At 63.2% G+C, this 24926-nt stretch carries 27 protein-coding genes, 2 tRNA genes and 1 pseudogene; 14 read left to right on the plus strand and 16 right to left on the minus strand.

The window, feature by feature from the left end; translation table 11 throughout:
* Nucleotides 1-306: 306 nt before the first annotated feature.
* The 4 genes from LIW51_RS13440 to LIW51_RS13455 form a co-directional block, all read right to left on the minus strand.
* Nucleotides 307-966 (minus strand): potassium channel family protein, encoded by a 660-nt coding sequence (locus LIW51_RS13440; protein WP_227374621.1) that lies wholly within the window; start codon nt 964-966, stop codon nt 307-309.
* A gap of 172 nt (nt 967-1138) precedes the next feature.
* A complete protein-coding gene (locus tag LIW51_RS13445; protein ID WP_227374622.1) occupies nt 1139-1519 on the minus strand; it encodes a hypothetical protein in 381 nt (126 codons plus the stop codon).
* A 41-nt stretch (nt 1520-1560) separates the two neighbouring features.
* Nucleotides 1561-1632, minus strand: a tRNA-Thr gene (locus tag LIW51_RS13450).
* A 50-nt stretch (nt 1633-1682) separates the two neighbouring features.
* Entirely contained in the window at nt 1683-2324 is a 642-nt protein-coding gene (locus tag LIW51_RS13455; protein WP_227374623.1) for a DUF7114 family protein, read from the minus strand.
* A 60-nt stretch (nt 2325-2384) separates the two neighbouring features.
* Between LIW51_RS13455 and LIW51_RS13460 the strand changes: the two genes are divergently transcribed.
* Nucleotides 2385-3098 carry an enoyl-CoA hydratase/isomerase family protein gene (locus LIW51_RS13460; protein ID WP_227374624.1) on the plus strand — a complete coding sequence of 238 codons (714 nt, stop codon included), beginning with the start codon at nt 2385-2387 and terminating at the stop codon, nt 3096-3098.
* A 15-nt stretch (nt 3099-3113) separates the two neighbouring features.
* On the opposite strand, the gene LIW51_RS13465 is transcribed toward LIW51_RS13460, so the two are convergent.
* Complete coding sequence (locus tag LIW51_RS13465; RefSeq protein WP_227374625.1) at nt 3114-3908, minus strand: NAD+ synthase; 795 nt, start codon at nt 3906-3908, stop codon at nt 3114-3116.
* Nucleotides 3909-4085: 177 nt separating this feature from the next.
* On the opposite strand from LIW51_RS13465, the gene LIW51_RS13470 reads away from it, so the two are divergent.
* Nucleotides 4086-4156, plus strand: a tRNA-Gly gene (locus tag LIW51_RS13470).
* Nucleotides 4157-4326: 170 nt separating this feature from the next.
* The gene (locus LIW51_RS13475) at nt 4327-4563 is read left to right on the plus strand and encodes a DUF2061 domain-containing protein (RefSeq protein WP_227374626.1); all 237 of its coding nucleotides are present in this window, start codon (nt 4327-4329) and stop codon (nt 4561-4563) included.
* Nucleotides 4564-4637: 74 nt separating this feature from the next.
* Here LIW51_RS13475 and LIW51_RS13480 read toward each other — a convergent pair whose 3' ends face one another.
* Both LIW51_RS13480 and LIW51_RS13485 read right to left on the minus strand, forming a co-directional pair.
* A complete protein-coding gene (locus tag LIW51_RS13480) occupies nt 4638-5348 on the minus strand; it encodes an Nmad3 family putative nucleotide modification protein (protein WP_227374627.1) in 711 nt (236 codons plus the stop codon).
* Between the two features lie 76 nt (nt 5349-5424).
* Nucleotides 5425-5703 carry a DUF7577 domain-containing protein gene (locus LIW51_RS13485; protein ID WP_227374628.1) on the minus strand — a complete coding sequence of 93 codons (279 nt, stop codon included), beginning with the start codon at nt 5701-5703 and terminating at the stop codon, nt 5425-5427.
* 90 nt (nt 5704-5793) lie between these two features.
* Here LIW51_RS13485 and LIW51_RS13490 point away from each other — a divergent pair, with 90 nt between their 5' ends.
* On the plus strand, nt 5794-7068 hold the full coding sequence (locus tag LIW51_RS13490) for an aryl-sulfate sulfotransferase (RefSeq protein ID WP_227374629.1): 1275 nt from the start codon (nt 5794-5796) through the stop codon (nt 7066-7068).
* Here the strand turns inward: LIW51_RS13490 and LIW51_RS13495 are convergent.
* The 3 genes from LIW51_RS13495 to LIW51_RS13505 all read right to left on the minus strand — a co-directional run bounded on the left by LIW51_RS13495 (nt 7056) and on the right by LIW51_RS13505 (nt 10816).
* On the minus strand, nt 7056-8135 hold the full coding sequence (locus tag LIW51_RS13495; protein WP_227374630.1) for a PQQ-dependent sugar dehydrogenase: 1080 nt from the start codon (nt 8133-8135) through the stop codon (nt 7056-7058). The two genes, LIW51_RS13490 and LIW51_RS13495, sit on opposite strands and share 13 nt — an antisense overlap.
* A gap of 39 nt (nt 8136-8174) precedes the next feature.
* A complete protein-coding gene (locus tag LIW51_RS13500) occupies nt 8175-9074 on the minus strand; it encodes an acyltransferase (protein WP_227374631.1) in 900 nt (299 codons plus the stop codon).
* Nucleotides 9075-9322: 248 nt separating this feature from the next.
* A complete protein-coding gene (locus tag LIW51_RS13505; RefSeq protein WP_227374632.1) occupies nt 9323-10816 on the minus strand; it encodes a heme-binding protein in 1494 nt (497 codons plus the stop codon).
* A 240-nt stretch (nt 10817-11056) separates the two neighbouring features.
* Between LIW51_RS13505 and LIW51_RS13510 the strand changes: the two genes are divergently transcribed.
* Entirely contained in the window at nt 11057-11572 is a 516-nt protein-coding gene (locus tag LIW51_RS13510) for a PadR family transcriptional regulator (protein WP_227374633.1), read from the plus strand.
* A gap of 34 nt (nt 11573-11606) precedes the next feature.
* On the opposite strand, the gene LIW51_RS13515 is transcribed toward LIW51_RS13510, so the two are convergent.
* The 4 genes from LIW51_RS13515 to pyrH form a co-directional block, all read right to left on the minus strand.
* Nucleotides 11607-13430 carry a site-2 protease family protein gene (locus LIW51_RS13515; protein WP_227374634.1) on the minus strand — a complete coding sequence of 608 codons (1824 nt, stop codon included), beginning with the start codon at nt 13428-13430 and terminating at the stop codon, nt 11607-11609.
* Nucleotides 13431-13491: 61 nt separating this feature from the next.
* On the minus strand, nt 13492-13800 hold the full coding sequence (locus tag LIW51_RS13520; protein ID WP_227374635.1) for a hypothetical protein: 309 nt from the start codon (nt 13798-13800) through the stop codon (nt 13492-13494).
* A 174-nt stretch (nt 13801-13974) separates the two neighbouring features.
* Nucleotides 13975-15627 (minus strand): lysine--tRNA ligase, encoded by a 1653-nt coding sequence (lysS, locus tag LIW51_RS13525; protein ID WP_227374636.1) that lies wholly within the window; start codon nt 15625-15627, stop codon nt 13975-13977.
* A complete protein-coding gene (pyrH, locus tag LIW51_RS13530) occupies nt 15624-16343 on the minus strand; it encodes a UMP kinase (protein ID WP_227374637.1) in 720 nt (239 codons plus the stop codon). The genes lysS and pyrH overlap by 4 nt, the downstream gene beginning before the upstream one ends.
* A gap of 87 nt (nt 16344-16430) precedes the next feature.
* Here pyrH and LIW51_RS13535 point away from each other — a divergent pair, with 87 nt between their 5' ends.
* Both LIW51_RS13535 and LIW51_RS13540 read left to right on the plus strand, forming a co-directional pair.
* Nucleotides 16431-17201, plus strand: coding sequence for a molybdopterin synthase (locus LIW51_RS13535; RefSeq protein WP_227374638.1), 771 nt, complete (start codon nt 16431-16433; stop codon nt 17199-17201).
* Nucleotides 17202-17445: 244 nt separating this feature from the next.
* Nucleotides 17446-17697 carry a DUF7123 family protein gene (locus LIW51_RS13540; RefSeq protein WP_227374639.1) on the plus strand — a complete coding sequence of 84 codons (252 nt, stop codon included), beginning with the start codon at nt 17446-17448 and terminating at the stop codon, nt 17695-17697.
* A 66-nt stretch (nt 17698-17763) separates the two neighbouring features.
* Here the strand turns inward: LIW51_RS13540 and LIW51_RS13545 are convergent, their stop codons facing one another.
* Entirely contained in the window at nt 17764-17946 is a 183-nt protein-coding gene (locus LIW51_RS13545; RefSeq protein WP_227374640.1) for a hypothetical protein, read from the minus strand.
* On the opposite strand from LIW51_RS13545, the pseudogene LIW51_RS13550 reads away from it, so the two are divergent.
* Nucleotides 17940-18889, plus strand: a pseudogene (locus tag LIW51_RS13550) (AEC family transporter). The gene LIW51_RS13545 and the pseudogene LIW51_RS13550 overlap by 7 nt on opposite strands.
* A 51-nt stretch (nt 18890-18940) precedes the next feature.
* Nucleotides 18941-20062: a site-2 protease family protein gene (locus LIW51_RS13555; RefSeq protein ID WP_227374641.1), complete on the plus strand. Its 1122-nt coding sequence runs from the start codon at nt 18941-18943 to the stop codon at nt 20060-20062.
* Between the two features lie 23 nt (nt 20063-20085).
* Here LIW51_RS13555 and thiL read toward each other — a convergent pair whose 3' ends face one another.
* Entirely contained in the window at nt 20086-20958 is an 873-nt protein-coding gene (gene thiL, locus LIW51_RS13560; RefSeq protein ID WP_227374642.1) for a thiamine-phosphate kinase, read from the minus strand.
* Nucleotides 20959-21037: 79 nt separating this feature from the next.
* On the opposite strand from thiL, the gene LIW51_RS13565 reads away from it, so the two are divergent.
* From LIW51_RS13565 to truA, 5 genes are all read left to right on the plus strand, one after another.
* On the plus strand, nt 21038-22072 hold the full coding sequence (locus LIW51_RS13565) for a lysylphosphatidylglycerol synthase transmembrane domain-containing protein (RefSeq protein WP_227374643.1): 1035 nt from the start codon (nt 21038-21040) through the stop codon (nt 22070-22072).
* A 228-nt stretch (nt 22073-22300) separates the two neighbouring features.
* Entirely contained in the window at nt 22301-22756 is a 456-nt protein-coding gene (locus LIW51_RS13570; protein ID WP_227376809.1) for a 30S ribosomal protein S19e, read from the plus strand.
* A 286-nt stretch (nt 22757-23042) separates the two neighbouring features.
* A complete protein-coding gene (locus tag LIW51_RS13575) occupies nt 23043-23384 on the plus strand; it encodes a DNA-binding protein (RefSeq protein WP_227374644.1) in 342 nt (113 codons plus the stop codon).
* Nucleotide 23385: 1 nt separating this feature from the next.
* Complete coding sequence (locus tag LIW51_RS13580) at nt 23386-23985, plus strand: DUF7411 family protein (RefSeq protein WP_227374645.1); 600 nt, start codon at nt 23386-23388, stop codon at nt 23983-23985.
* A 146-nt stretch (nt 23986-24131) separates the two neighbouring features.
* Complete coding sequence (gene truA, locus LIW51_RS13585) at nt 24132-24923, plus strand: tRNA pseudouridine(38-40) synthase TruA (protein WP_227374646.1); 792 nt, start codon at nt 24132-24134, stop codon at nt 24921-24923.
* Nucleotides 24924-24926 lie beyond the last annotated feature (3 nt).

Raw genomic sequence — 24926 nt, forward strand, 5'->3', positions numbered from 1 at the left:
TCTCGTCGTGCCACGGCACTCGTTTTACACAGGAAGTCCCTGCTCCGACTTAGTCGTATCCTGCGGCGTGCAATCGACACCTATCGCCCCGTCAAACGGAACATAACAAAGGGGAGTCCGCTCTTTCGTAGAGTTGCGCCCGACGGCTCGGGCGCGAAGCGTGTCGCAGTCTCGCGGTGGGTGTCCGGCGGTGCCGGGGGCTCTGGCGGCGGGTTGGCTTCCCGTTACAGTGTCACCAATCCTCCCACGAAAGTTCTCGTCCCGGGCGACCTTAGAACCCCGCGCTGCCCAATCGTTTTTCCTTTCCTATGCGGCTCCTCGAAGTCGTTCTCGTACCGCCGGGAGCGCGTCCTGCGCGGCGATGAGCGCGACGCGGTCGCCCGCCTCGATCTCGGTTCCGGGGAGCGGTATCGTCAACCGGTCGCGCGAGCGTCCGTGGGCGTAAATGCGAGCGTCGGTCGGCAGTTCGATCGCCGCGACGTGCGTGCCGATCAACGGCGAGTCGTCCGGAATCCGCATTGTGGTCAGCTGTAACTGCTCGGTGAGATCCGCGATGACGTCGAAATCACCGCCGAGTAGTGCGGTCTTCGCTCCCGCCGCGCCGAGGCGCTCGGGGTAGATGACCTCGTCCACGTCGTCGGCGAACTTGTGGTAGATGTCCTCGCGGTAGTCCTCGTCGATGCGCATGACGGTTCGGCAGCCGTGGTGTTTGCCGACCATGCAGGCGGCGAAGTTGACGTTCAGGTCGCCGGTCAGCCCCCCGATAGCGTCGGCCGATTCGAGGTCGGCGTCGGTCAGCACGGTCTCATCCGCGCCGTCGCCTTCGATGACCTCGAACCCTTCCTGGCGGGCTCGCTCGGCTTTCTCGCGGTCGTTCTCCACGATGACCACGTCGTGGCCCTCCTCGCCGAGCACTCGCGCGGTTCGCATCCCCACTCGACCGGAACCGACGATAACAAATCGCATGGTTGTCCAATGGCGCAGGTGGGACAAAAGCGTTGGTGACGTGCGTCAGTTCGCCGAGATGACGACGCTGGCTGTGTCGGTGTCGCCATCGGGGTCGGTGATGCGCAGTGTCACCTCTACCGATTCGCAGTCCGGGACAGTTACTTCCACCAAGTGTCCGGTTTCGTCGTACTCACCGTCGTCGTCGGTGTCCCAGTCGTTGCGGTCGGGATTCGTGAGGTAGTACGCTAACCCGAGGTCGTCGCCGTGGTCGAGGGTCTACGTCGTGGAGATCAATTCCTGTCCCCTGACCGTCGTGGCCAGCGTCACTGGTTTCGGCTGTGGTCTCGGTCTCCGACGCTTGCGAAGCCGACTGCCCCTGGGATGAATCCTCAAACGTTCCGTCGTCGTCTTGCTCCGAGTCGTCCAGATGCAACTTCGTGAAATGGTAGTCACAAAGTGCCCCGGGGCCGACGGAATGGACGGCCGCCTGCAGGCAGCGGACATCGAACAGCCGCGACCCGCTGAACTGTCGCGGCTCATACAATCTCCCCCAGATGGCCAGTATTGCCACTATGAGCCTTTATATACGCAGAATTTGACCAGAATACAGCAAGCCTAGGCCGGGATTTGAACCCGGGCTCTCGTCCTTACCAAGGACGCGCTTTACCGCTAAGCTACCCAGGCGCGGCATTCATTTCTACACGCGGAACCAACTTTAGGCGTTTCGATTCGCATCAAGGGTCGGTGGCGGACGATGGGGCCTCGTCCGGCCAGTTCGTTTGTCTGCCCGACAGCTTCACCAACGTGTCGATCGCGTCGTCGGAGAGCAACTCCGCCGATTCGTGTTCGGTGGTCGACGCGGTGAGCCGCTCCGCGTACCGCCGAGTTCCGGCTGGTACGTCACCGCCGCCAACCGTCGTTCCGGCGACGATGGCGAGTTCGAATACGTCGATTTCGAGTGCGCGGTCGGCGTGCAGTTCGGTCTGGTCTCGACCGAACGACTTGACGGTCTGAACCGCTGTATCGGCGGCCTCCGTGCGAGCGAGGAGGGAGAAACCGCGAGAGACCATCACGTCCGCCGCCAGAATGGCGAGGTTACTTTCGGTATGCTGTGGTTCCGTCTCCCACGGTTCGTCGAGCGCGAGCCGTCGGGTGAGTTGCAGTCCCTCGTAGATAAGTTGGACACCGGCGGCGCGACTCTCGACCTCAGTCGTGCTGGCATCGCCGCCGACCGCTCGCGCGCTCAGCAGCGTCAACACGCCCGGAACCATTCCCGACGAGTCCAGCAGTCCGCCGATGCGGTCGCGGAGTTGCGCTGGCGTGATATCCCCGATAGCCTCGCGCGCTGCTCCGCGCGCCCGGACGGCCTCTTCCATTGTCGGGGAGTTACGACGGAACCGCCAAAGACCTTTGGAAAGCGTCGCCAACGGGACGGTATGATTGACGTACTCGACGGTGCGGAGATCAGAACCGTTACGATAGTCCGTCCGGAGCGTCGCAACGCGCTCACGCCGGACGGATTGGACGACCTCGCACGCGCCGTCCGCGAAGCGCACCAACCGGTCGTCTACTTGTGCGGCGAAGGTGCGGCATTCTGTGCTGGCGCCGACCTCGACATCGTGGCTGGATTAGACCGCGAGTCAGCGGAGGAGTTCGCGGAACGTGGCCAGCGAGTAACGAACGAGATCGAACGCGCCGACAGCGTCGTCGTCGCGGGAATCGACGGCGCGGCGCGAGGTGGCGGTGTCGAACTCGCGCTGGCGTGTGACCTGCGGGTCGCCACGCCGGACGCGACGTTCGCCGAACCAGGCGTCCAACTCGGTATCTTCGGCGCGTGGGGCGGTACTGCCCGACTTCCGGATATCGTTGGATTGGGCGATGCGCTCGACCTCGCGCTCTCGGGTCGGGTCGTGACCGCCGAGGACGCACGGCGGATGGGTCTCGTCTCGCGTATCGTCGAGGAGCCGCGTTCGGTGGCCGAGGAGATAGCGGTGAACGCCCCCGACGCACTCCGCATCGTCAAAACCCGTGTCCGCGACCGCTCCTCGGTGAACGTGCAGACCGAACGCGAGGCGGAAGCCTTCGGCGAACTCGTGGCGGCGAACGCCGCCGATATCGCGGCCCGGCGGAATTCCGGCGAGCCGAAGTAGTGCAGAGGAGTCGAGTTACAGGGGGTTGGGTGACGGCGGGACGGCGCGCTTGTGCGTGCTTCGATCGTACATCGCGTCGATGCGCCGCACGTCCTCCTCCGTCGCGTCTTCGACCTGTCGGGCAGTCGCGGCCGCGGAGAGTGGTCCATCGACGTGGAGCGCCAGAATCGCGTCGAGGGTGTCGTAGCTGATACCTAGTTCCTCCTCATCTGTCTGGCCCGCCCACAGTCCGGCGGTGGGTTCCTTCTCCACGAGTTCGTCCGGCACGCCGACGTGCACGGCGAGTTGGCGAACCTGCTGTTTGTAGAGGTTACCGATGGGGTGGCAATCGACCGCACCGTCGCCGTACTTCGTGAAGTAACCGACCAGCGCCTCGGTGCGATTCCCGGTGCCGAGCACTATCGCGTTTTCGTGGTTGGCGACGAGGTAGTTGAATACCGCACGCGTGCGAGCGCGAGCGTTGCCGACGGCTAGTTGGTCGCCTTCGGCTTCGGAGTAAGCATCCAGAAACTCGTTCACGACGGGATTGATTTCGAACACGTCGTAGGGAATCTCCAGCTCCGTGGCTACCCACTCGGCGTCGCTCATATTGTCCTCTCGGCTTACTGCGCCGGGCATGACGAGCCCGTGGAGGTTCTCCTTCCCGAGCGCTTCGACCGCGAGATGCGCCGTCAGCGTGCTGTCGATGCCACCCGACAGTCCGAGAACCGCCGAGTCGGTGCCCGCCTCCGTGACTTTCTCGTGGACGAACGCGGTGATGTGTTCGCGGTGGGCTTCGAGTTCTTCCTCCGATAGTTCGAGGTCAATCATCGTCGGCTGTTGGACGGCTGACGACTAAAACCTCCCCGCCCACCGTGAATTTGTGGACGAGTGTACGGAATCGCTACGTTGAAGTGACGGTAGATCGAAGAAATGGAGTGTCGAAGCGCGCCGGTGTCTGCGCGAAATGAGGTCAGGCTCGGCGCGAGAGGAACGAAGCGACGAAGCGCGCCGGTGGTCTAGTGGTAGGACATGAGCTTCCCAAGCTCATAGCCCGGGTTCAACTCCCGGTCGGCGCATCACAACGGCAGGCCATCTCGTCAGGTTTTCTCCAATAGCAACATATCGGCCAGAGATTCGAAGTGGAACTACCATCTTCACCAGTCCGCCAAGCGACGAACGTAACCAAACAAAGTTGCACACGATCCTCAACGTAACTAATTTACCTTATGTGAGAGTCAGTGAGCGCATGAGCACCGGACTGAGGGGATATGTAACGCGGTACCCAAACCAGCTACGTTCACGGGCAGTAGTCAAGACGCTCCTCTATCGAGTATTTATGCTCGTCGTCACCGTCGGTGTCGCGCTGATAGTCACCGGAAACACTACGGACGCGGTGAGCATCGGTATCGCCACGAACGTCGTTAAAACCGGCACGTACTACTTCTACGAGCGATTGTGGGACAGAATCGCGTGGGGCATCTGAAGTCACGCGCTCTAAAATCCGCACCTGCCGAAAGAACCGTCCGCATCTCTCTGCTCACCGCGTTTCACCGACCACTATCGCGAGTCTCGATTCTCCCGCAGTCCCAGAATCTCCTCCACGCCTTCGTCCTCGAACCGCATCGGCCTGCGCCACCACGGCCCTTTCCCCGAATCGCTCGATAGCTCCGTCACCACTCGGTTGGCCTCCGAACCCTTCTCGACACTACTTAGCGGAATCGCGGTATCGTACAGGCTCGACTCGTCCGCCGCGCCCGCCAACAACACCGCAGCGTCGAACTCGTCGCGTTTCAGATGAGCGTTGTTCCCGAAAACGTCCCGCACCTCCGCGTCCAAATCTGTGAACTCCGCTCCCGCAATCGGCTCGCGCGCCAACCGGAACTGCCCGATGACGTACGCGCCCCATCTCGGCGGAATCCACTCCCGCTTCGGTTCCCCGACCGTCGAAAGCGTGGCGTAGAAGAAGACGTAGTCGCCCGCGGCGAGTTCCAACAGTGGGCGAGCTTTCACGCCGAAGGGGTCGCCGTAGGTGTAGCGTTCACAGCACGGATACTCCGCGAACTCCGGGTCGAGGTGGACGGGCGACTCCGCCGACCCCTCCGGCAGTTCCACCGAGAGGTCGAGGTCGTCGTAGGTCGGAACTGGGCGAGCCGTCGGCTCTGACTCCGGAATCGGGACGTATTCGAAGCTCCCGTCCGGACGAATCGGGCCGCGGACGCCGGGCTGGTTCGTGTTCGCGGCGACGTTGATGGCGACGGCGCGGGCCATTAGCATCGGATGGGAGTGCGAGCGGGAAAAGCGTGGCTACACCGCGCCGGACTTCGACGAACCCAGCGACGCATGGCTACCACACGCCGAGCGGTTCGACGCACTCGCGGCAGAAGGTGTACTCCGTTCCGTTCTCCGTCCCGCAGTGAGGACACTGGCGCACGTCGGGATCGTCTTCGCGGAACTCCTCCAAGATGCTCTCCTTTCGCACGTCGTCCGGCGCGCTCTGTTCCGAACTCGGTGGCGTCGATTGCAACAGCGGCGAGTCCTCGTCGCTCCGTAGAAATCGATAGATGAGCAGCTGTAGCCCCGCGAAGAGGACGACGTACAGGACGATCCACCCCCAGACGTTCATGCTCCATCGTGACCTACGTGGTCATGCTACTTGGTAGCTTCGCACAATCCTATCCGCCAGCTTTAGAACGGTCGTTGACGAGTGTCGGATATGGCTCACTCTCGTCTGCGGTATCTCGCCCTGACGTTCGTGGTGTTCTCCGCATTTCTCGGCTATCAGGCGGTGACGGCCGACCAGAGCGTCCACGCCGAAACGGTCGACGACGGTCCCTATCCCGGAAACACGCTCATCAGCATCCAGAGCTACGGGCTGAACGGCAAACTCATCGAAGTGAACGAGAAGAACGAAGTCGTCTGGGAGTACGACCCGCCGAACTCGCGGGTGTTCGACGCCGAACAGATCGAAAACGGCAACATCCTCGTCGGCGTGACGACGAAACTCCCGCCCGAAAAGTGTCCCGCCGAGCAGCTACAAGTGAACTCGAAGCAGTGCATTCAGGCCAAGGTGCTCGAACTCGACTACGAAACCCGCAACGTCGTCTGGAACTACTCGTGGTACGACGAGTACATCACGCACCATGAAGTTCACGACGTAGACCGCCTCGACAACGGCCAGACCGCCATCATCGACATGGGCAACGACCGGGCGTTCACCGTCGACCGCTCGGGCGAAATCACGTGGGAGTGGCACGCCGAGAACCACCTCGGCGAGGGAACCGAGTTTCGAAAGAAGTACGGCGGCCCGCCGAATCCCGGAGGCGAGCGCGACTGGACGCACATGAACGACATCGACCGTCTGCGGAACGGTAACTTCCAAATCTCGGTGCGGAACTTCGACGTGGTCATCGAAGTCGACCCGAAGATGAACCGAATCGTGGACGTGGTCGGCGAACCCGGCAACTACAGCGTGATGCGGGAACAGCACAACCCCGACCGTCTCGAACGGTGGAACACACTCCTCGTCGCCGATAGCCAGAACGACCGGGTCGTCGAACTGAACGCTTCGACCGGCGAAGTCGTCTGGCAGTACGGCGGTAAGAAACTCCTCCACTGGCCGCGGGACGCGGATCGTCTGCCGAACGGCAACACGCTCATCGTAGATACGTTCAACAATCGCGTGCTGGAGATCAATCCCGATGGCGAAGTCGTCTGGCGATACGAGGGCGTGATGATGCCGTACACCGCGGATCGCCTCACCGTCCCCGAGAACTCGACCGACACTGTCTCGGGTGCCGACTTCGAGAGCCGATTCAGCGACTCCGACGCCGCCACCGGACTCCTCCAGCAGGCGGAAGCCTACGCCTCGTTCGTCTTCCCGATGTGGGTTCGTCTGCCGGAGTTGTTCACGCTCGCCGGAATGGTCGTCGTGGGGCTGTGGCTCGTCGTCGAACTCGCAGTCGTCGCCTATCGAGATTACGCGGGCTGAAGCATGAGAACGCGGTCGTCCTGCGGTGCGGGACTCTCCGCGCGACCGTCCCGATTGCTGGTCGTCACGTACAGGTTGTCGTTCGGCCCGGTGAACGCCGTCCGAAGGCGACCGTACGCTCCGTCGAGTATGCGTTCCTGTTCAACTATCTGTCGACCGTCGAATCGCACTCGGTGGAGATGTCTCCCCGTGAGCGTCCCGAAGAAGAAATCGCCCCGCCACTCGGCTATCGGCCCGTCGTAGAAGGTCGCGCTACCCGGCGCGATTGTCGGGGTGTACGTCGTGAGAGGGTCGGTGAACTGCTCGCTCTTTCCGGTCACTTCGGGCCAGCCGTAGTTGTTCCCGGCCTCGAGGACGTTTATCTCGTCGTTCTCGTCGGGGCCGTGTTCCGTGCTGAAGAGGGTTCCGTCGCGGAACGCGAGTCCCTGCGGGTTGCGGTGGCCGTAGGTGAACACCTCGTTTCCGAAGGGGTTGTCCGGATGCGGCTTCCCGTCGAGCGTCACCCTGAGAACTTTGCCGGCGAGCGACTGCTTGTTCTGTGCTCGTTCCCCGCTTCCGGCGTCGCCCGTGGTGACGTACAGCGCGCCGTCTTGGACGGCGAGTCGACCGCCGTCGTGGTAGGACGAGGCCGGGATTCCGTCGATGACGGTTCGCTCCGGTTCGAACCCTTCGTCGACGCGGTGGCGAACGACTCGGTTCTGCAGTCCGCCCCCTCGTTCGTAGGTCTGATACGTGTATGCTAACCTCTCGTTTTCCGGGTGCAAGACGAGTCCGAGTAGACCACCCTCGCCGCTGTGAGCTATCTGCTTGGTGAAGTCGGCGACGATTCTGTTGCCGTTCGGGCGGATACGCCGGATGCGGCCCGGTCGCTCGGTGAAATAGAGGTCGTCGTTCGAGTCGAAGGCGACACCCCACGGTACTTCGAGATTCATGGCGACCGTCTTGACCCGCACCCCCGGAACGCGCTTCGTCGTCGAAGTCTGGGTCGTACTACCGGACGACTCCACGCATCCGGCGAGACCGGTGATGCCGAGCGCGATAGACCGGAGGTACGTGCGGCGTCGCATAGTCCGCATCACGACCTCACGGGAGAAAAACGGTCCGGGTTAATCCGACAGGTCGAGGTCGCGCTGGAACTCGTCGAACTGCTCTACGTCGTTCGGAAGTTCGTAGTCGATGCGCCGCGCTTCCTTCTCGGTCGGCGGTACGTCGTCGACGGGGACGGCCTCGTCTTCCCAACCCGGCTTCACGCGGATGCTCTTCGCCGGCATCCCGACCGCGACGTGATGTGCCGGAATATCGCTCTGGACGACCGCCCGCGCACCGACGAGCGCGTTCTCGCCGACCTCGACGCCGGCGCGAACCATCGCGTCGTAGGTGAGTCGCACGTCGTCCTCGACGATGGTGTGGTAGTTGGTCACCTCGGTCTGGTCGACTACGTCGTGGTCGTGGCTATAGACGTGGACGCCGTCGCTGATGGAACACCGATTTCCGATGGTCAGTTTTCCGCGGTCGTCCAGATGCACGTCGTCGTGGACGACCGTGTTGTCACCGATTCGGATGTTGTGTCCGTAGGTGAACGAGATGCCTTTGAAGAACCGGCAGTCGTCGCCGCACTCCTCGAAGAGATGGTTCGCAAGCATCTGGCGGAATCGGAGTGCGAACTCCACGTTGTCGGCCATCGGCGTCGCGTCGAACTGCCGCCAGAGCCACTGGAGGTGTTTCGACTCGCGGAACTTCGCTTCGTCCTTCTCGGCGTAGTACTCGCTCTCGAGCGTCGCGTTGCAGGGGTCGTAGCTCTGGAGGCGGACGCGCTCCGCGTTCGATACCTGTTCGCCGTTCTGCCACGCCTCGTACGCGTCGCGGTCGCCGTGCAGGTCGACGAGCACCTCCTCGACCACCTCGCACGTATCTTCGTCGCCGGCGATGCGGTCATCAACTTCGTCGATGAACCCGCGTACGCCCGCTTCGGCGGATTCGGGAAGCGTAACGTGTCGCTTTGTCATGCGCTTATTTCACCCTCGATTTTCTTATAGGTTAGTTACCCGCCCGTAGGCAAGGGGGTTTTGGTTGCGGCGCGGAGTGCTCCTTCCGACGACAGTCGTTTCGACTCGGAAATCGGACGGCGGGGACGAGTTTCTTGTTGCAGAGCTTCATTTTCACCCTCCACCGTCGAACTTCGCTTTGTCGGGGGTCAGCCCCCACTCGAGAGAACGTTCTGGCGTTCTCGAATTGAGCGAGATACGAAAGAATCCTACGCGAGAAACACGTGCCGCGGTCTGTCGGCGAGCACGTCCCGACCCCAGTCCACCGTATCGCCGAAGGCGTCGCTCCGGAAGAAGTCCATCGCGTCCTCCTTCGAGCGCCACTGGCTGGCGATGAACATGTCGTTTTCGTCCTCGTGGTTCGCCAGCAGTTCGGTGTCGAAGTGGCCCTCCATGTCGCCCAGCAGGCCACCGACCGTCTTGAACTTCTCGACGAAATCCTCGCGGCGGTCGGGTTCGACGGTGTAGAACATCCCCATCGTGCCGAACCCGCTCTCCTCCCCGGCGCGCGCGACGATTCCCGGTAGGTCGGCGAGGAAACCTCCTGCCGTCTCGGCGGCGCTCTCGGTCTCCCAGATGCTGACGACCGCGGACCGCTCGTCGCCGCCGTACACTGCCGTCTTCACGTGCGTGTCGTAGTGGTCGAAGTTGCTCCGCAACCCGTCGACCTCGTCGAACAGTTTGTCGGCGTCGGCCTCCGAGTAGAGCACCATCGCGTACACGTCCTCGCCGTGTGGTCGTCCGGCGTAGATGTCGAGATCTTGTAGTTCGCCGCGGATGTCCTCCGATTCGGACTTCCCGCCTCCGTGTGGATGTCCGCCTTCGTCCCCGCGTTCGTGCTCCTGCTCACCGCTGTTCTCGCCGTGTGCGTGTGTCTGCGTACGTCCGTGACCGCCTCCGTGCGGATGGGCGTCCTCCGCTGTCGGGATCTTCTCTCCGGCGATAAACGCCGGGAGGTCTTCCGGCGGGAATCGCCGTCCGAAGTGGAATTTCCCGAACTCGGCGTAGCGCGAACTCGCCTCGTCGAAGCGCATCTCGTACAGCAGGTCTTTGATGTTCGTCGGGTCGTTGCTGAACAGGTCGACGCCCCACTCGAAGTCGTCCATTCCGATGCTTCCGGTGATTATCTGGGTAACCTTCCCGGCGTACCCCTTTCCGATTTCGCCATGGCTCGCCATCATCTCGGCACGCTCGTCGAACGGCGTGTCGTACCAGTTGTCCTCGCCGAGTCGGCGTTTGTTCATCGGATAGAAGCAGACGAACTCCGCGTCGGGCACGTCAGGGTATAGTTTGCTCGCCACGTAGCGGGCCATCCCAGTGTCTTCGATGTCGTCGGGGTCTTTCACCATCTCGTCGGAGGTGTAGCCACCCACTTCCGTCACGGAGACATAGGAGTCGGTTCGCTCCGTGAAGTCGGCGAACTGGGTTCGTTCGAACGCTCGCTCGGCGGTGTCGAGGTCACTCATCGTCGGGCGGAAGTGGACGAGCAGCAGGTCGGCGTCGTGTCCCATGACGCTGAACACGGCGGACGACCCATCCTCGGAGTCGACGACGTTCTCGTGGGCTTGCAGGAATTCGACTCCGTCGCCCAGCGCGTTCTCGCGGACTCGCTCGGGGGCGTCTCGCCATGCCTTCCAGTCGACGGTTCGGAAGTCGTGAAGCACGTACCACCCCTCGCGAGTCGGTGGGGCCTTTCTCGGCATACGCGGGGGTTGGGAGCGACCAGACAAGGGTGTTTTGAGTCGAATCGACGAACCGAATTCCCGCCACTGATACCGCGTGGCGAGCCTTCTGCTAACTATACCGACACGGGTACGCTTCGAACGGTGAATCCCCGAGACGGTGACGGACTCGGGATTCGACCGTCGAGTCGGTTGAATTAGTCATCGTCCGTTTCGCCCCGACCGAAAGCCTTTCAAAAACACGACTTAAACCCCCAGTCGATGCGGAAAAGTGGCCCGCCGAAAGGCCTGATCTCGTACTTAGTGCTCGAACTTCTGAATCAAAAGCCGCGGTACGGGTACGAGATACTGAAAGAGATCCGTGAGATAAGCGGCGGCCACTGGGAACCGTCCTACGGGTCGGTGTACCCCATCCTCTACAAGTTTGAGGAGAAGGGGTGGACCGAACGGATCGAACGCGAGGACGAACCCGACCGAAAATACTTCGAACTCACCGACGCAGGCTACGAGGAACTCGAGGAGAAACGGGAAGAGAGCGGCACCAAAGCCCGCGAATTCGCGGACGTCATCCTCGGTTTCTACCACGTCTACGTCGCCTTCGCCACCGACGAACGGTTCGAAGTGACGAGTCCGGACGGCGAGTGGCAGTTCGACGAGACGTTCAGTTCGTGGATCGTCGAGCAGATAATCCGCCACCACGAGCGCGATTTCGGCGAGTTCGAACGCATTCCGGACACGCCCGAGGAGTTCTACGAGCGGATGGGTCTGGAACGCTGACCGGCGGCGAGAGACCGAGGCATTCGAAAGCGGACTACCCCGCCAGAAGTTGCGGCCCGAATATCATGAGGACGAGACTGGCGAGCATCGCCAACCCGACGCTCGTCGTTATCATCGTCGTTACCTGCCGACCCTGACTCGTCGGGAGGCGCGACACTACGGCCTCGGCACCCATCCGCAGGAGGTGGCCGCCGTCGAGCGGGAACGCCGGGATGCAGTTGAAGAATCCGAGGTTGAGATTTATCCACCCCGTCCAGAACAGGGCGTTCGCCAGTAGGAACGCACCGCCGCCGAACACCGACAGCGGTCCCTGTACCGCGTAGAAGTTGCTGTTCGACGCGACGAAGCCGGCGAAGTTGTAGCCAACAGGCATCGAGAGGCTGGCAAACGGAAGCAACAGCGTCCCGCCGACGCCGAGCAGGAACGTCGTGAGCGGGCCGTTACCACCGCCGCCGAAGACGGAGAGGAACTGCCCCGCGACGAGGTCGCGGAACGTCTCCGCGGGATAAAGTTCCGTCCCGAAGCCGCTCGCCGCGATGCCGGAGGTACCCGGTGCGACGAGGATGCCGACGATGGCATCGCCGCCGTCGTTCTCGCCGAGTTTTATGTCGTACGTGTGACGAACGTAGCTTCCGCCCTCTTTCGCGTAGGCTTCGACGGTCACGGTCCGTCCCGGTTCGTACCCGTCGAGGGTGCGGGTCAGGTCGCTACTGTCGGTGATTCTGTTCCCGTCGATGGCCGTGATGATAACTGAGTCGCCGGGGTTCAATCTCGTTTCGCTGGCCGGGCCGCCCTTCTGTACGGTCGAGAGCGCCCCGACCGGCCCGGTCACCTTCGACCCGTTCACCGTCAGGGTAGCGACCTTCTTGTCCGCGAGTTCCCGGTTCAGCGCCCGCTCGGTGTAGACCGCGGTTCCGTTGACGGCGGTGATGCGTTCGCCCTTCTCGATGCCCGAGTTCCGCGCTTGCTCCGAAGCGAACGGCGAATCCACCGCGATTCCCGTGACGAGCAACGAGCGTCGGATGGTCGTGTTTATCGTTTCGTCCCCGCGTTTGACGGTGACGGACACGCTCCTGCTCTCAGTGGTAGCGAGCTTCGATTCGAGGTCGGCGTTGTTCTCGACCTTCATGCCGTTGACCTCGACGATTCTATCGCCGCGCTGGAGTCCGGCGTCGTCCGCGGCGGAATCCTCGAACACGCCGCCAACCGCCGCGCCGGACGCGACGGTTATCGACCCCATCACCGGGCCGAAGAGAAGTAAGAACGCGACCAGCGTGACCGCGAAGTTGTTCGTCACGCCCGCCGCGAACATCCGACTCTGGCTCCCTCTATCGGCCCGTTTGCGGTTCTCCTCGTTGGGTTCGACGAACGCGCCGATGGGAAGGACGGCGAGCAGCGCTAGCCCCATCGACTCTATCTCGATGTCCTCGACCCGGCAGAAGATACCGTGTCCACCTTCGTGGACGACCAGTCCGACGAGCAGCCCGAGCATGATCTCCGGTGCGACCGAGAGCGGGAGGAAATCGTTGACGCCGGGAATGACGAGCGCGTTTCGCGGCTGCGTCACGGGCGACGGTTCCGGCGGGTTCTGGAGAACTAGAATCGCCTGTACGACGAGAAGGAGGAACGTCCCGGCCATCACGACCAGCGTGATGCCGAGACCGAAGTTTCCCCACGCTCGCCAGAACCGCTTCGGACGAGCGAGGCGGTCGAGCAGACGCTTTCCTCTCTGGGTGTGTAGCGTCAGAATCGGCCCCTGCATACCGAGATACGGCGGCAGCATATCGTTCGCCCGAAGCGCGAGCAGGGCGAACCAGTAGGCCGCAATTCCGAGAAGCACCCACACAATCGTATCCATCGAGCGAAAGAAAGTCCCGGTCGCTCAAAGGCGTTTGGGAACGAACGGAAAAAGTGGAGCGTTACTCCGCCGCTTGCCAGTCTTCTTCGAGTTCCTGCTGTTCCGCCTGTTTGCTCTGGCGGCGCTGGCGGAACTTCCGAGCGGCGGCGATTCCGGCGGCGGTACCGCCGAGCACCGCGGCGCGGCGGGCGAACGTTCGAGTTCGACTTCCTCCTTTCGTCGATTCGGCCTCCTCGGTCCCTTCGGATTCGATTTCCGTCTCGATCTCCTCGGTCTTCGATTCCGTTCCTTCGATTGCTGCTTCGTCTTCTTTGACGAGTTCGGTCCGTTTCAACGCTGGTTTCTCGAGATTGAGTTCTATCAGGGCCATGGTAATATCACCGTTCAGTCGCTGACGTGATTGGTCGTCAGACAGACCTCACACCTCCTCCTGGTATCGGCACGTACTTTGTTATGCGCTTGTTAGTCGGAGGTAAGTGTATATTGTCTGCCACCGGTCTTAACTCTGCTGGCGGTTGGCGCTCTGACGCCGCTGACGGCGACATCAACCTTCTCGACGCAGTCGGCGGAGCACGAACTCGCGGTCTAAACTAGAGAGGAAGGGGCCGAGTTTCGGTCCCTGTTCCTCGTCGAAGAAGAGCCGATAGCCCGTGCCGAAGAACTCGCCGATGTCGATGTCGTGGCGCTTCGCGGTCTCATAAATCTCGCCCTGAATCGCCTCGCCGTCGTGGCCCGCTTCGACGAACTCGGCAAGTTCGTCCAGCGCCTCCTCCGTCTCAGAATCGAGCGCCACGTTGGGCAGCTCGGTTCGCTTCAGGTCGTAGTCGTACTCGTTGCTCGTCCGGCGCGCCCACGTTCGCGCACGCTCGACGCGCGCGAGCGCACCCTCGACGGCCCAATCGGGCGCGTCGTCGGGGATGTGACTCTCCCGTCGCGCGATCTCCTCGCGGAGGTCGGGGTCGTCAGTCATCCCCAGCACGGCGGCGAAGGTGTAGGGGATACGGATGCGCTCGGGTCGAATCTCGCTCACGGCCATCGGATAGGCGCGTTCCGCGAGGGCGCGTTCCCTCTCGTCCGCGTCCTCTTCGCCGAAGTAGACGCGCTCGAAGCGGTCGAACTCGTCCACCAGCAGGTCGAGACGTTCGATGCTGAAATCGCGCGCCTTGTACGGGTCTTTGGTGAAGAAGTACCGGAGCACCTCGGGTTCGAGGAGATCGAGCACTTCTTTGACGAGGACGACGTTTCCCTCCGAGGAGGAGAAGGGCTTCCCGTCGAGCGTGAACCACTCGTAGGTCATCGGCTCGGGGGGCTCGAACTCCATGACGTTACGGGCAATATCCTCGCCGCTTGGCCACGAGCCTTCCGCGTGGTCTTTACCGAAGGGTTCGAAGTCCACGCTGAGCGTCTTCCACTGGGCGGGCCACTCGAAGCGCCACGGGAGTTTGCCTTCGCGGAGCGTCGCGGTTCCCTCGTGGCCGCAGCCGTCGATGGTGTTGTCGCCCGCTTCGAGGTCGGTGCAGACGTACTCGACCGTTCCTTCCTCGACGTCGAAATCCGTCACGGTCTCCGTGATCTTCCCGCACTCCTCGCAGATGGGGTTGAACGGAACGTACTCGTCGTCGACCTTGTCCTGATACTCCGCGAGCACCTCGCGGGCTTCCTCGGCGTGTTCGAGGAGGTGGCGTGTCACGTCCTCCAACTCGCCCGTTTCGTACAGTTCCGTGTTCGAGACCACGTTGATGGGAACGCCAAGCAGATCCGCGCTCTGTTGGATGAGGTTCGAGAAGTGGTCGCCGTAGGAGTCACAGCATCCGAACGGGTCGGGGATGTCGGTGTACGGCTTGCCGAGGTTACGCCCGAGCGCCCCGGCGTTCACGTCGCCAAGTTCGACGATGTTCCCCGCCAGATCGGCCAACTTCCGCGGGAGTTTGCGAAGCGGGTCGCGGTCGTCGGCGGTGAACACCTGTCGCACTTCGTGTCCCCGGTCGCGCAGGGCTTCCGCGACGAAGTAGCCGCGCATTATCTCGTTGACGTTTCCGAGGTGCGGAACCCCCGACGGCGAGATTCCGCCCTTGATGATGATGGGGTCGTCGGGGTCGCGCGCTTCGATGCGGTCGGCCACCTCGTCGGCCCAGAAGACGTGGTGATCGTCTCCGCTTCCGTCGCGATCGTCCGTCGGTGCCGAATCCGCGCTCATCCTTGTACCCAGTAGGACATCTCGTCGTCCGCGCCCTCCGGGATGATGTCGGTTCCGCTGTGGTCGCCGGAGAGGACGGCGTCGGCGATTCGTTCCGGTTCGGTACCGTCGAGGACGATGGTGCGGACGCCCGACCGCTCAATGAGCTTCGCGGCTAGCAGGTCGACCGGCGAGGAACTCCCCGCGGTCATCTCGAGGTCGGCAATAACGTCCACGAGGTCGCTCGCCGAGAGTTCGTCGTACTTCGTCGCGTCTTCGATCTCGTTGGGGTCGTCGCTGAACACGCCGTCGACGCTCGTCGCGTAAACGAGGAGGTCGGCGTTCGTGTACTCCGCCAGCGCCGCGCTCACGGCGTCGGTCGTCTGGCCCGGCATCACGCCTCCCATGACCGCGATGTCGCCGCGGTGCATCGCGGTTCCGGCTTTCTCGTAAGTCTCCGCCGGACTGGGCGCGGCCCGTTCGCCCAACGCCGCGATGAGGAGTCGGGCGTTCAGTCGGGTCACGTCGATACCGATGTCGTCCAGTTCGATCTCGTTCGCGCCGAGATTGCGAGCAGTTCCGATGTACTTCCGGGCGACGCCGCCGCCGCCGACGACCGCGCCGATGGTACACCCCTCCGTTGCGAGCGACTCGATGACTTCGGCGTGTCCGCGGACGCGCTGGGATTCCAAGTCCGGCGCGAGCACGCTCCCGCCGATAGAAACGACCACCTTCATGCTATCGCGGTGTTACCCGGACGCGGCCTTAAGCGTTCTTAACTTCCGACCGAAGGGTAAAAGCGTCTCGCCGCCCGCGATACGCACATGAAGGTACTGGGTGTCGTCGGGAGCGACTCGGCCGCCGTCGCCGACCACCTCGCCGACAGACTCGGGGAACGCGGCGCGGTCGGCACCGTCACGCGGGGGTCGCCGGAGACGGTCGATTCGACCGCGTTCGAACTCGGTGACGGAGGGTGGCGTGCGCGCGGTACGAACCGCTCTTTGACCGACGCGCTCGACGAACTCGCGCCGAACCATGAGTTCGCCGTGTTGTCGGGGTTCCCGGACGCGAACGTCCCCCAGGTCGTTCTCGGCGACGCCGACCACGCCGGCGAACTCCTCGCCCACGCATCGGACGCCGACGCGCTCGATATCGAGTCCGTCGCGGACGCGCTTGACAACGTGGAAGACTACGAGACGCTCGAATCGCTCGTCGCGCGCGTGAAACGCTCGCCGAGCGCCGAGCGTTCGGGCGCGATAGCCACGTTCACAGGGCGCGTCCGGGCGAAAGACAGCGCGGACGACTCGCCGACCGAGTATCTCGACTTCGAGAAGTACGAGGGTGTCGCGGAGGCGCGAATGGCGTCCATCCGCGCGGAACTCGAAGCGCGCGAGGGCGTCTTCGACGTGCTCATGCACCACCGAACGGGCCGCATCGAGTACGGCGAGGACATCGTGTTCGTCGTCGTGCTCGCGGGACACCGCGAAGAGGCGTTTCGAACCGTCGAAGACGGTATCAACCGGCTCAAAGCCGAAGTGCCGATCTTCAAAAAAGAGGCGACGACGGATGAACAGTTCTGGGTATACGAACAATAGGTCGAGCGTATTGGTGCGGTCTATTTTCATGTTCCCGCACTTGTGACAGGAATAGTCGATTGGAGAAATAAAACGCGAGAGGAGATTTTGAACTTTTTAGCCCGTTTTAACGGATTCGTGAATCGACACTTTCATCTGCGTTCACGTCGACTTCCGCTGGACGAGGATAAAGATTCTCGAAACTACCCTAAGCTTCTACCCTTTATAACATCCTCCCGCTCCATGGGAAAACCGGAGTCAGCATATGAGCGCAACCACCCAACTCGCCGCCGAAAGCCCTGAACCGGAATCCAAAGAAGACCGCCTCAAGCAGTACCTCTGCGAGAAGGCGAGCGACGGAGAGCTCTACTTCAAGAGCAAGTTCATCGCCGACGAAGTCGGACTCTCCGCGAAGGAGATCGGTGCGCTGATGGTGAAGTTGACCGAATGCGCCGAACTCGAAGTCGAGAAGTGGTCGTACACGAGTGCGACCACGTGGCGCGTGGCTCCCGCGTAAGCTCCGGCCCACGTCCCCGCTGCGGTTCCCGCGCCTCCCCCGCACGCCCCCAACGACTTCCCGTCCCTAGAACCACACCCCGCAATCACGCCCCGGCAACGCCGCCCCGCAACCACCCCGTCTAACGTCGCACTCGTCGCGGTTCCCCGAACGCCCGAACGGTTCCCACTCCCGTATCCACACCGCAGTTTCCCGTTCCGCCTTCGACGTCTTTGTAATCTCCCGCCGTTTTCGTTCGACCAGTGTCACTCCTCTCCGCTTTGACGAGCGCCATCCTGCCCGTCCTCTCGGTGGCCGCCGTCGGGTTTCTCCTCGGCACCGTCTGCGGCATCGAAGTGGAGGCGCTGGGCACCGTCACCATCTACATTCTCACCCCCGCGCTCGTCTTCCACAGCCTCACGACTACGTCGCTCGGCGGGAAGACGGCGCTGACGCCCGCGGCCGGCGTCGCGGCGTTCACCTGACGATGGCCGCGCTGGCGGAGTTCGTCGGACGCGCGCTCGGCGAGTCGGAACCGGTTCTCGGCGCGCTCGTGCTGTCGAGTTCGTTCCCAAATGCAGGTAACTACGGGATTCCGCTCTCGCAGTTCGCGTTCGGCGACGTCGGGCGGAACACCGCCATCCTCTACATCGCGGCCCAGTCCGTGCTCACCTACACCGTCGGGGTCTACCTCGCCTCGCGCGGTAACAACACGTCCAGTTTCGCCGCCGTCAGGGAGGTGTTCAAACTCCCGCTCGTGTACGCCGTTTTCGCCGCCGGGGCGGCCCGCGCGCTCGACGTTGTCCCACCCGTCGATTCGGCGGCGATGGAGACGCTGAAACTGACGGGCGACGCGGCGATTCCGGTGATGTTGCTCATGCTCGGAATCCAACTGGCGAACACCGATTCCGGGACCGCCATCGCCCGCGTCGGCGTCTCGAACGGGATGAAACTCGTCGACGCTCCGTTCGTCGCCGTCGGCGTCGTCTTCCTGCTTGGGTTCGAGGACGCCACCGTCGCGCGGGTGTTCGTCCTCGAATACGCGATGCCGGCGGCGATAACCCCGCTCATCCTCTGTATCGAGTACGACGAGGGTAGGTCGGGGCTCAGAGCACCTGAATATGTGAGTACGGCGATATTCGTCAGCACGCTGGCGAGCGTACCGGTGTTGACGCTCCTCATCGCCGTCCTCCAGTCGGGTGCGCTCCTCTGAGGCGCGGCGTCGTCTAAGGGTTTATACCGATTCGTTCCGTATTGTGACTGAATGGATTCGACCGAGCCGCTCGAGGCAGGTCCTTCGCTCGAACGGTTACGCTCGGTGTTTCGGGTGTACGACGTTCGGACCGATGGCGAACAGTTGGTGTATTACGGCGAACCGCTGGTTCCACAAGACCAACTGATGAAGACGGTGTGGCCGCTCTTCCGCGAACAGGGGTACGAAGTCGCGCTCTCGACCCAGATGGGCGAGTACGTGCTCGTCGCCGAACCCGTCACGCTCGGCCCGGACGGCATCCCGTGGAAGAACGTCATTCTGTTCCTCGCGACGGTGCTCTCGACGCTGTGGGCCGGTGCGTCGTGGTACCACGTCAATCCCCTGACGCACCCGGTAGAGGCGATGCTGACGGCGTGGCCGTTCACGCTGGCGGTTCTCGGCGTCCTTGGAACCCACGAACTCGGCCACTACGTGATGAGCCGCTACCACGGAGTGGACGCGACGCTTCCGTATTTCATCCCGATGCCAACCCTCATCGGGACGATGGGCGCCGTCATCCGGATGAAAGGCCAGATGCCCGACCGGAAGGCGCTCTTCGACATCGGCGTTTCCGGGCCGCTCGCGGGTCTCGTGGCGACCGTCGTCGTTACGGCCGTCGGACTGACGATGGAACCGGTGACGGTCACGCAGGCGACTCTCAACAGCGCGAACACCATTGAGGTGCAGTTCGGCTACCCGCCCCTGTTGAAAGCGCTCGCGTCGGCTATGGGCGAACCGCTTACGTACGACGACCCGGCCAAGTCCGTCAATCCGGTCGTCATCGGCGGCTGGGTCGGGATGTTCGTCACGTTCTTGAACCTCATCCCGGTCGGTCAGCTCGACGGCGGCCACATCGTCCGGGCGATCATCGGCGAACGACAGGAGAGCGTCGCGGCGCTCGTCCCCGCCGTGTTGTTCGGACTGGCGGCCTACGTCTTCTACGTCCTCGACGTGAGCAACGCGACGGTGCTGTGGGTCATTTGGGGCTTCCTGTCGATGTTCTTCGCCTACGTCGGTCCGGCGACGCCCATCAACGACGGTGAGCTCGATATGAATCGAAAACTGCTCGGGTTGTTCACGTTCGTGCTCGGACTACTCTGTTTCACCCCGACGCCTATCGAGATCATCCCCTGACCGATTCCCGACCGGACTTTCCGTCATCCGTGGGTGTATCCGCGATCCGGCAGCGGTTCGTCGTCCATCGTCACGTCCGAGTCGGTGGCTTCGCCGACGACGGAGAGCGGAGTCGGTGACGCCGCTCGTGCGTCCCTCACTCGCTCCTCTGGCAAGGTGAAGACGAGTTCGAAATCTTCGCCGAAGAAGACGGACAGTTCGCGTTCTTCGTCCGCGTTCTCGGCTACATCACGAACGCTCTCCGCGACCGGAACCGCGTCACCGTCAAGTTCGAACCCGCAGTCGCTCGCTTCCGCGAGCTGATGCACTGACCGAGCCAGTCCGTCGCTGGAGTCCATCATGGCGGTCGCGTGCGGAGCGAGCGCCCGTCCCGCGGCGATCCGCGGGTCGAAGCGAAAGAGATCGTTTGCGCGCTCAATTTCGCCGCGGTCGAACAGGCGGAGAGCAGCACCGCTCCGTCCGAACGTTCCGGTCACGCACAACGCGTCACCGGGATGCGCGCCCGACCGCGGGACGGGGTCGTCGGTTCGTCCGAGCACCGTCGTCGTCGCCGTGAACTCCGCGGTGGTGTCGAGGTCGCCTCCGACGTACCGCGCGCCGACCGATTCGCACACGTCGTTCGCGCCCGCGACGAACGCTTCGAGTTCGTCCGCGACGAACTCCGGAGCTGCGTAGACGGCGACGGCGGCGACCGCCTCCGCACCCATCGCCGCGACATCCGACAGGGAGGCACCGACCGCGCGCCATCCAGCGGTGTATCGCGTCGTCCCCGCGGGGAAGTCCGTCGTCGCGTGGAGCATATCGGTCGTTAGCACGTGTCCATCGACGACCGCTGCGTCGTCGCCCGCGTCGGCGAGTTCGCCCGCCAGCAGTCTGAGCGCGGCCCGTTCGTCCATACCGGCTTTCTGTCACGCCGGGAAAAAAGCCGAACGGTCTTCGCTGGCTTCAAGCAGTGGGCCCGATATTGGCGAACTGATGCGTCTCGACTTGGGTGACCTGCGGACGATAACCGTCGGCTTCGTGGCCGCAGTCGCGGTCTTGCTCGTGGTCTTCTGGGCCGTCGGTATCGACCGCGTGGCGTCGGCGCTTGCGGTGACTGATGGTCGCGTCGTCGTCCTCGTCTGCCTCGTCGCACTCGCGTGGCTGTTTTCGTGGGCGATGAGCCTTCGAACCGTCCTCGGCATCCTCGGTGTTCGCATTTCGCCGCTTCGGGCGTTCCTACTCTACGCGGGCGCGACGTTCGCCAACAACGTGACCCCGTTCGGGCAAGCGGGCGGTGAACCGTTCGCCGCCTTACTCATCTCGCGTACCACGGACGCCGAGTACGAGACTGGACTCGGCGCCATCGCCAGCGTGGACGCTATCAACTTCGTCCCGTCCATCTCGTTCGCGCTGGTCGGCGTGGCCTACTACGCGACGGTTCTCACGGTCGGCGATACGATAGAGATGGTCGCGGTTTCCATCGTCGCGCTGGCGATGGCGGTGCCCGTCGCCGCCGTCGTCGGGTGGCGAAACCGCAACCGGGTGGAGTCGAGTATCGCCGCGAGTATCGTCCCCGCCGTGGACGTCATCGCGCGCGTCGTGCCGAAAGTGAAGCCGACGACTCGCCCCGCCGTCGAACGGCGGATTCAAGGGTTTTTCCGCGCCATCGAGCGCGTTGCAGACGACCGTCAGCGTCTCACGCTGGCGATCTTCTTCTCCGCGTCCGGGTGGCTCCTGTCTTCGGTGTCTCTGTGGCTGTCGCTCTACGCGCTCGGCCATCCCGTCTCGTTCGCGGCGGTGCTGTTCGTCGTCCCCATCGGAAGCATCGCCGGAGTCGCGCCGCTTCCGGGTGGACTCGGCGGCGTCGAGGCGGCGCTGGTGCTCCTCCTCGTGCCGATTACGGGCGTCACGGCGGCGACTGCGGGGGCGGCGGCAGTCATCTACCGCGGGGCGACGTACTGGCTGCCGGTGATGTTCGGGTGGACGGCAACGGTGATGCTAGAGGCGGACAACGCGAACGGAGACTAAGCGTGCGGTCGCGTGGTCACCTCCGAGATTCCGACTCCCCGTCTTCGACGTTGTCGCTCGGTTTCACAGGACACGCGGTGTTTGGCCGCGGGATGGGATATGAAGTTTCGCCGTCGTCTCCGCGTTCGCGAATTGGTTCGAGGAATCGTGAAAGGAAGAGACGGCGACCCTGCCCCTGCCGAACTCCGTAACGATGGCTTTAAACGCCGCCGCAGGGAAATCAGTCGTATGACGACGCTCTACGACGTTCCGGCGGAAGCGCTCATCGAAGCGCTCGCCGACGACCTCGAAGATCGATTTGACCGACCGGACTGGGCCGAATTCGCCAAAACCGGCGCACAGCGCGAACTGCCACCGGAGCAGGAGAACTTCTGGCACATCCGTGCCGCCAGCCTCCTGCGGAAGGTCGCCATGAACGGACCGGTCGGTGTCGAACGCCTCTCGACCGAGTACGGCGGCGGAAAGAAAGGGTCGACTCGCTACCGCGTCGCACCTACCCACCGCGCCGACGGTAGTAAGAAAATCATCCGAACCATCCTCCAACAGCTCGAAGAGGAGGGGCTAATTCAGTCGAGCGAGGCTCGCGGTCGTGAGATCACCGCCGAGGGTCGTAGCCTCCTCGACGACACGGCGGGTGAAGTCCTCTCCGACCTCGATCGACCGGAACTCGAACGCTACGCCTGAACTGACTGCTTCGCTTTCATCACGTCGTTTTTCATCGTGTAGAGGACATCTCCCCGTGGGGGAAGACGAGACGTGCGAGGCAGATTGCAATCTCGGTGACGAGCGAAGTTGAAATCATCGAGAAAGCACCGAAGCAAAGCGGACGCGCGGACCACCACGCCGACGGATCTGCGTCATCGTTTTCCGAGAGTTGCGGTCGCCTCGAATTCCGACCTTTTTTCCGACCCGTCTGAACGGTGTTCTCCGTAATTGTTTTTGGTCATGGCCGGTAAGCAACAGATAAGGCATGAGTGGTAGTCCCGACGACGACAGACTCGAAGAGCTTCGAAAACAGAAGATGGAAGAGCTACAAGACCAGCAACAACAGGAAGAGGCCCAACAGCAGGCCCAACAGCAGGCCGACGCGCAGAAGCAGGCACTGCTCCGCCAGTATCTCACCGACGGCGCGCGAAAGCGACTCAACTCCGTCCGGATGAGCAAGCCGCAGTTCGCCGACCAAGTGGAACAGCAGGTACTGGCGATCGCCCAGAGCGGGCGCATCAACGGCCAGATCGACGAGCAGAAGATGAAAGAGATACTGCGCGAACTGAAGCCCGACAAGAAGAGCTTCAACATCAAACGGCGCTGAGATGGAACTCGGACTCCTCTACAGCGGAGGAAAAGACTCGACGCTCGCCGCCCTCCTGTTAAACGATTTCTACGACGTGACGCTCGTCACCGCCCACTTCGGCGTCACGGACGACTGGAAGTACGCCCGCGACACCGCCGAGGCGACCGGCTTCGACTTCGAGACGGTCGAACTCGACCACGACGCAGCCATCGAGGCGGTCGAACGGATGGCCGAGGACGGCTACCCGCGAAACGGTATCCAGCGGGTACACCGCCACGCCTTGGAGACCGTGGCTGGCATGCGCTTCGACGCCATCGCGGACGGAACGCGCAGGGACGACCGCGTCCCCACCGTCTCGCGCGCGCAGGCCCAGAGCCTCGAAGACCGCCACGGCGTCGACTACATCGTCCCGCTCTCCGGCTTCGGGCGCGGGGCGGTCGACCGCCTCGTCGCGGCCACCCTCGACGTGGAATCCGGCCCGAGTGACGAGATCAACAAGGCCGACTACGAAGCGGAACTGCGCGCCCTCCTCGTCCGCGAACACGGCGAGAAAGCGGTGGACGAGGTGTTTCCCGACCACGAACAGACCTACGTTACGGGGTTCCTGTCGCGCCGATAACGTTCCGTTTGACCGCGACTATACGGACGACACCCTGCGACTTCCGTTCTACTCGCTTCCTGCGTTCCGGTACAGACCCCCAACGAATCCCGTTCTCACCGGTAACTCCACACAAACTAAAGGTCGTCCTCCTGTATCACCGTGAGATGCGCGCCTTCCGAGTCGCCTACGACGGTCGCCCGTTCCACGGCTTCCAGCGCCAGCCGGACGTTCCGACCGTCGAGAACGCACTGTTCGACGCGCTCTGCGCACTTGGCGTCGCAGACTGCGCGCCCGAAGGGTACGCCGCCGCCGGTCGAACCGACGCCGGCGTCTCCGCAATCGCCCAGACTGTCGCGGTCGAGTGTCCCGACTGGCTCACCCCGTCGGCGTTCAACAGCGAACTTCCGGCTTCGATTCGAGCGTGGGCCAGCGCCGAGGTCGTTCCGGAGTTCCACGCGACTCACGACGCCTACTTTCGGGAGTACGTCTACCACTGCTACGCGCCGCGGGCGAACCTCGCGCTGGCGAAAGACGCCTGCGAGCGACTCTCCGGCGAGCGCGACTTCCACAACCTGACGCCGGACGACGAGGGCACCGTGCGCGACCTGCGAATCCGCGCGATTCGGGACGGCGATTATCTCGTCTTCACGCTCCGCGCGGGTGGGTTCGCTCGCAACCTCGTCCGGCGTGTCGTTTCGCTCGTGCGCGCCATTGCCACCGGCGACGCGCCGATGGCGAAGATAGACCGCGTGCTCGCGCCGGAACCCCTCGACGGCCCGGAGGGCGTCTCGCCCGCGCCGGCCCACCCCCTCGTGCTCGCGGACGTGGGCTACGACTGCGAGTTCTCGGTGGACGAAGACGCGGTAGAGAGCGCGCGTGCGGTGTTCGACGCATTGCGAATCGAGCACCGAACGCGGTCGCGGGTGGCGGGCGAAATCCGCGGGCGACTCGAATAGGTT

It is taken from the genome of Haladaptatus halobius (assembly GCF_020618475.1).
Lineage (GTDB): Archaea > Halobacteriota > Halobacteria > Halobacteriales > Haladaptataceae > Haladaptatus > Haladaptatus halobius.

What these genes read in the sequence shown, in the direction of transcription:
- LIW51_RS13505 (WP_227374632.1), bottom strand. Translation starts at nt 10,816, where the DNA reads ATGCCGAGAAAGGCCCCACCGACTCGCGAGGGGTGGTACGTGCTTCAC.
- LIW51_RS13575 (WP_227374644.1), top strand. Translation starts at nt 23,043, where the DNA reads ATGAGTGGTAGTCCCGACGACGACAGACTCGAAGAGCTTCGAAAACAG.
- LIW51_RS13565 (WP_227374643.1), top strand. Translation starts at nt 21,038, where the DNA reads ATGCGTCTCGACTTGGGTGACCTGCGGACGATAACCGTCGGCTTCGTG.
- truA (WP_227374646.1), top strand. Translation starts at nt 24,132, where the DNA reads ATGCGCGCCTTCCGAGTCGCCTACGACGGTCGCCCGTTCCACGGCTTC.
- pyrH (WP_227374637.1), bottom strand. Translation starts at nt 16,343, where the DNA reads ATGAAGGTGGTCGTTTCTATCGGCGGGAGCGTGCTCGCGCCGGACTTG.
- LIW51_RS13440 (WP_227374621.1), bottom strand. Translation starts at nt 966, where the DNA reads ATGCGATTTGTTATCGTCGGTTCCGGTCGAGTGGGGATGCGAACCGCG.
- LIW51_RS13475 (WP_227374626.1), top strand. Translation starts at nt 4,327, where the DNA reads ATGAGCACCGGACTGAGGGGATATGTAACGCGGTACCCAAACCAGCTA.
- LIW51_RS13520 (WP_227374635.1), bottom strand. Translation starts at nt 13,800, where the DNA reads ATGGCCCTGATAGAACTCAATCTCGAGAAACCAGCGTTGAAACGGACC.
- LIW51_RS13490 (WP_227374629.1), top strand. Translation starts at nt 5,794, where the DNA reads ATGGCTCACTCTCGTCTGCGGTATCTCGCCCTGACGTTCGTGGTGTTC.
- thiL (WP_227374642.1), bottom strand. Translation starts at nt 20,958, where the DNA reads ATGGACGAACGGGCCGCGCTCAGACTGCTGGCGGGCGAACTCGCCGAC.
- LIW51_RS13495 (WP_227374630.1), bottom strand. Translation starts at nt 8,135, where the DNA reads ATGCGACGCCGCACGTACCTCCGGTCTATCGCGCTCGGCATCACCGGT.
- LIW51_RS13540 (WP_227374639.1), top strand. Translation starts at nt 17,446, where the DNA reads ATGAGCGCAACCACCCAACTCGCCGCCGAAAGCCCTGAACCGGAATCC.
- LIW51_RS13535 (WP_227374638.1), top strand. Translation starts at nt 16,431, where the DNA reads ATGAAGGTACTGGGTGTCGTCGGGAGCGACTCGGCCGCCGTCGCCGAC.
- LIW51_RS13555 (WP_227374641.1), top strand. Translation starts at nt 18,941, where the DNA reads ATGGATTCGACCGAGCCGCTCGAGGCAGGTCCTTCGCTCGAACGGTTA.
- LIW51_RS13510 (WP_227374633.1), top strand. Translation starts at nt 11,057, where the DNA reads ATGCGGAAAAGTGGCCCGCCGAAAGGCCTGATCTCGTACTTAGTGCTC.
- LIW51_RS13460 (WP_227374624.1), top strand. Translation starts at nt 2,385, where the DNA reads ATGATTGACGTACTCGACGGTGCGGAGATCAGAACCGTTACGATAGTC.
- LIW51_RS13465 (WP_227374625.1), bottom strand. Translation starts at nt 3,908, where the DNA reads ATGATTGACCTCGAACTATCGGAGGAAGAACTCGAAGCCCACCGCGAA.
- LIW51_RS13580 (WP_227374645.1), top strand. Translation starts at nt 23,386, where the DNA reads ATGGAACTCGGACTCCTCTACAGCGGAGGAAAAGACTCGACGCTCGCC.
- lysS (WP_227374636.1), bottom strand. Translation starts at nt 15,627, where the DNA reads ATGAGCGCGGATTCGGCACCGACGGACGATCGCGACGGAAGCGGAGAC.
- LIW51_RS13515 (WP_227374634.1), bottom strand. Translation starts at nt 13,430, where the DNA reads ATGGATACGATTGTGTGGGTGCTTCTCGGAATTGCGGCCTACTGGTTC.
- LIW51_RS13570 (WP_227376809.1), top strand. Translation starts at nt 22,301, where the DNA reads ATGACGACGCTCTACGACGTTCCGGCGGAAGCGCTCATCGAAGCGCTC.
- LIW51_RS13480 (WP_227374627.1), bottom strand. Translation starts at nt 5,348, where the DNA reads ATGGCCCGCGCCGTCGCCATCAACGTCGCCGCGAACACGAACCAGCCC.
- LIW51_RS13455 (WP_227374623.1), bottom strand. Translation starts at nt 2,324, where the DNA reads ATGGAAGAGGCCGTCCGGGCGCGCGGAGCAGCGCGCGAGGCTATCGGG.
- LIW51_RS13500 (WP_227374631.1), bottom strand. Translation starts at nt 9,074, where the DNA reads ATGACAAAGCGACACGTTACGCTTCCCGAATCCGCCGAAGCGGGCGTA.
- LIW51_RS13485 (WP_227374628.1), bottom strand. Translation starts at nt 5,703, where the DNA reads ATGAACGTCTGGGGGTGGATCGTCCTGTACGTCGTCCTCTTCGCGGGG.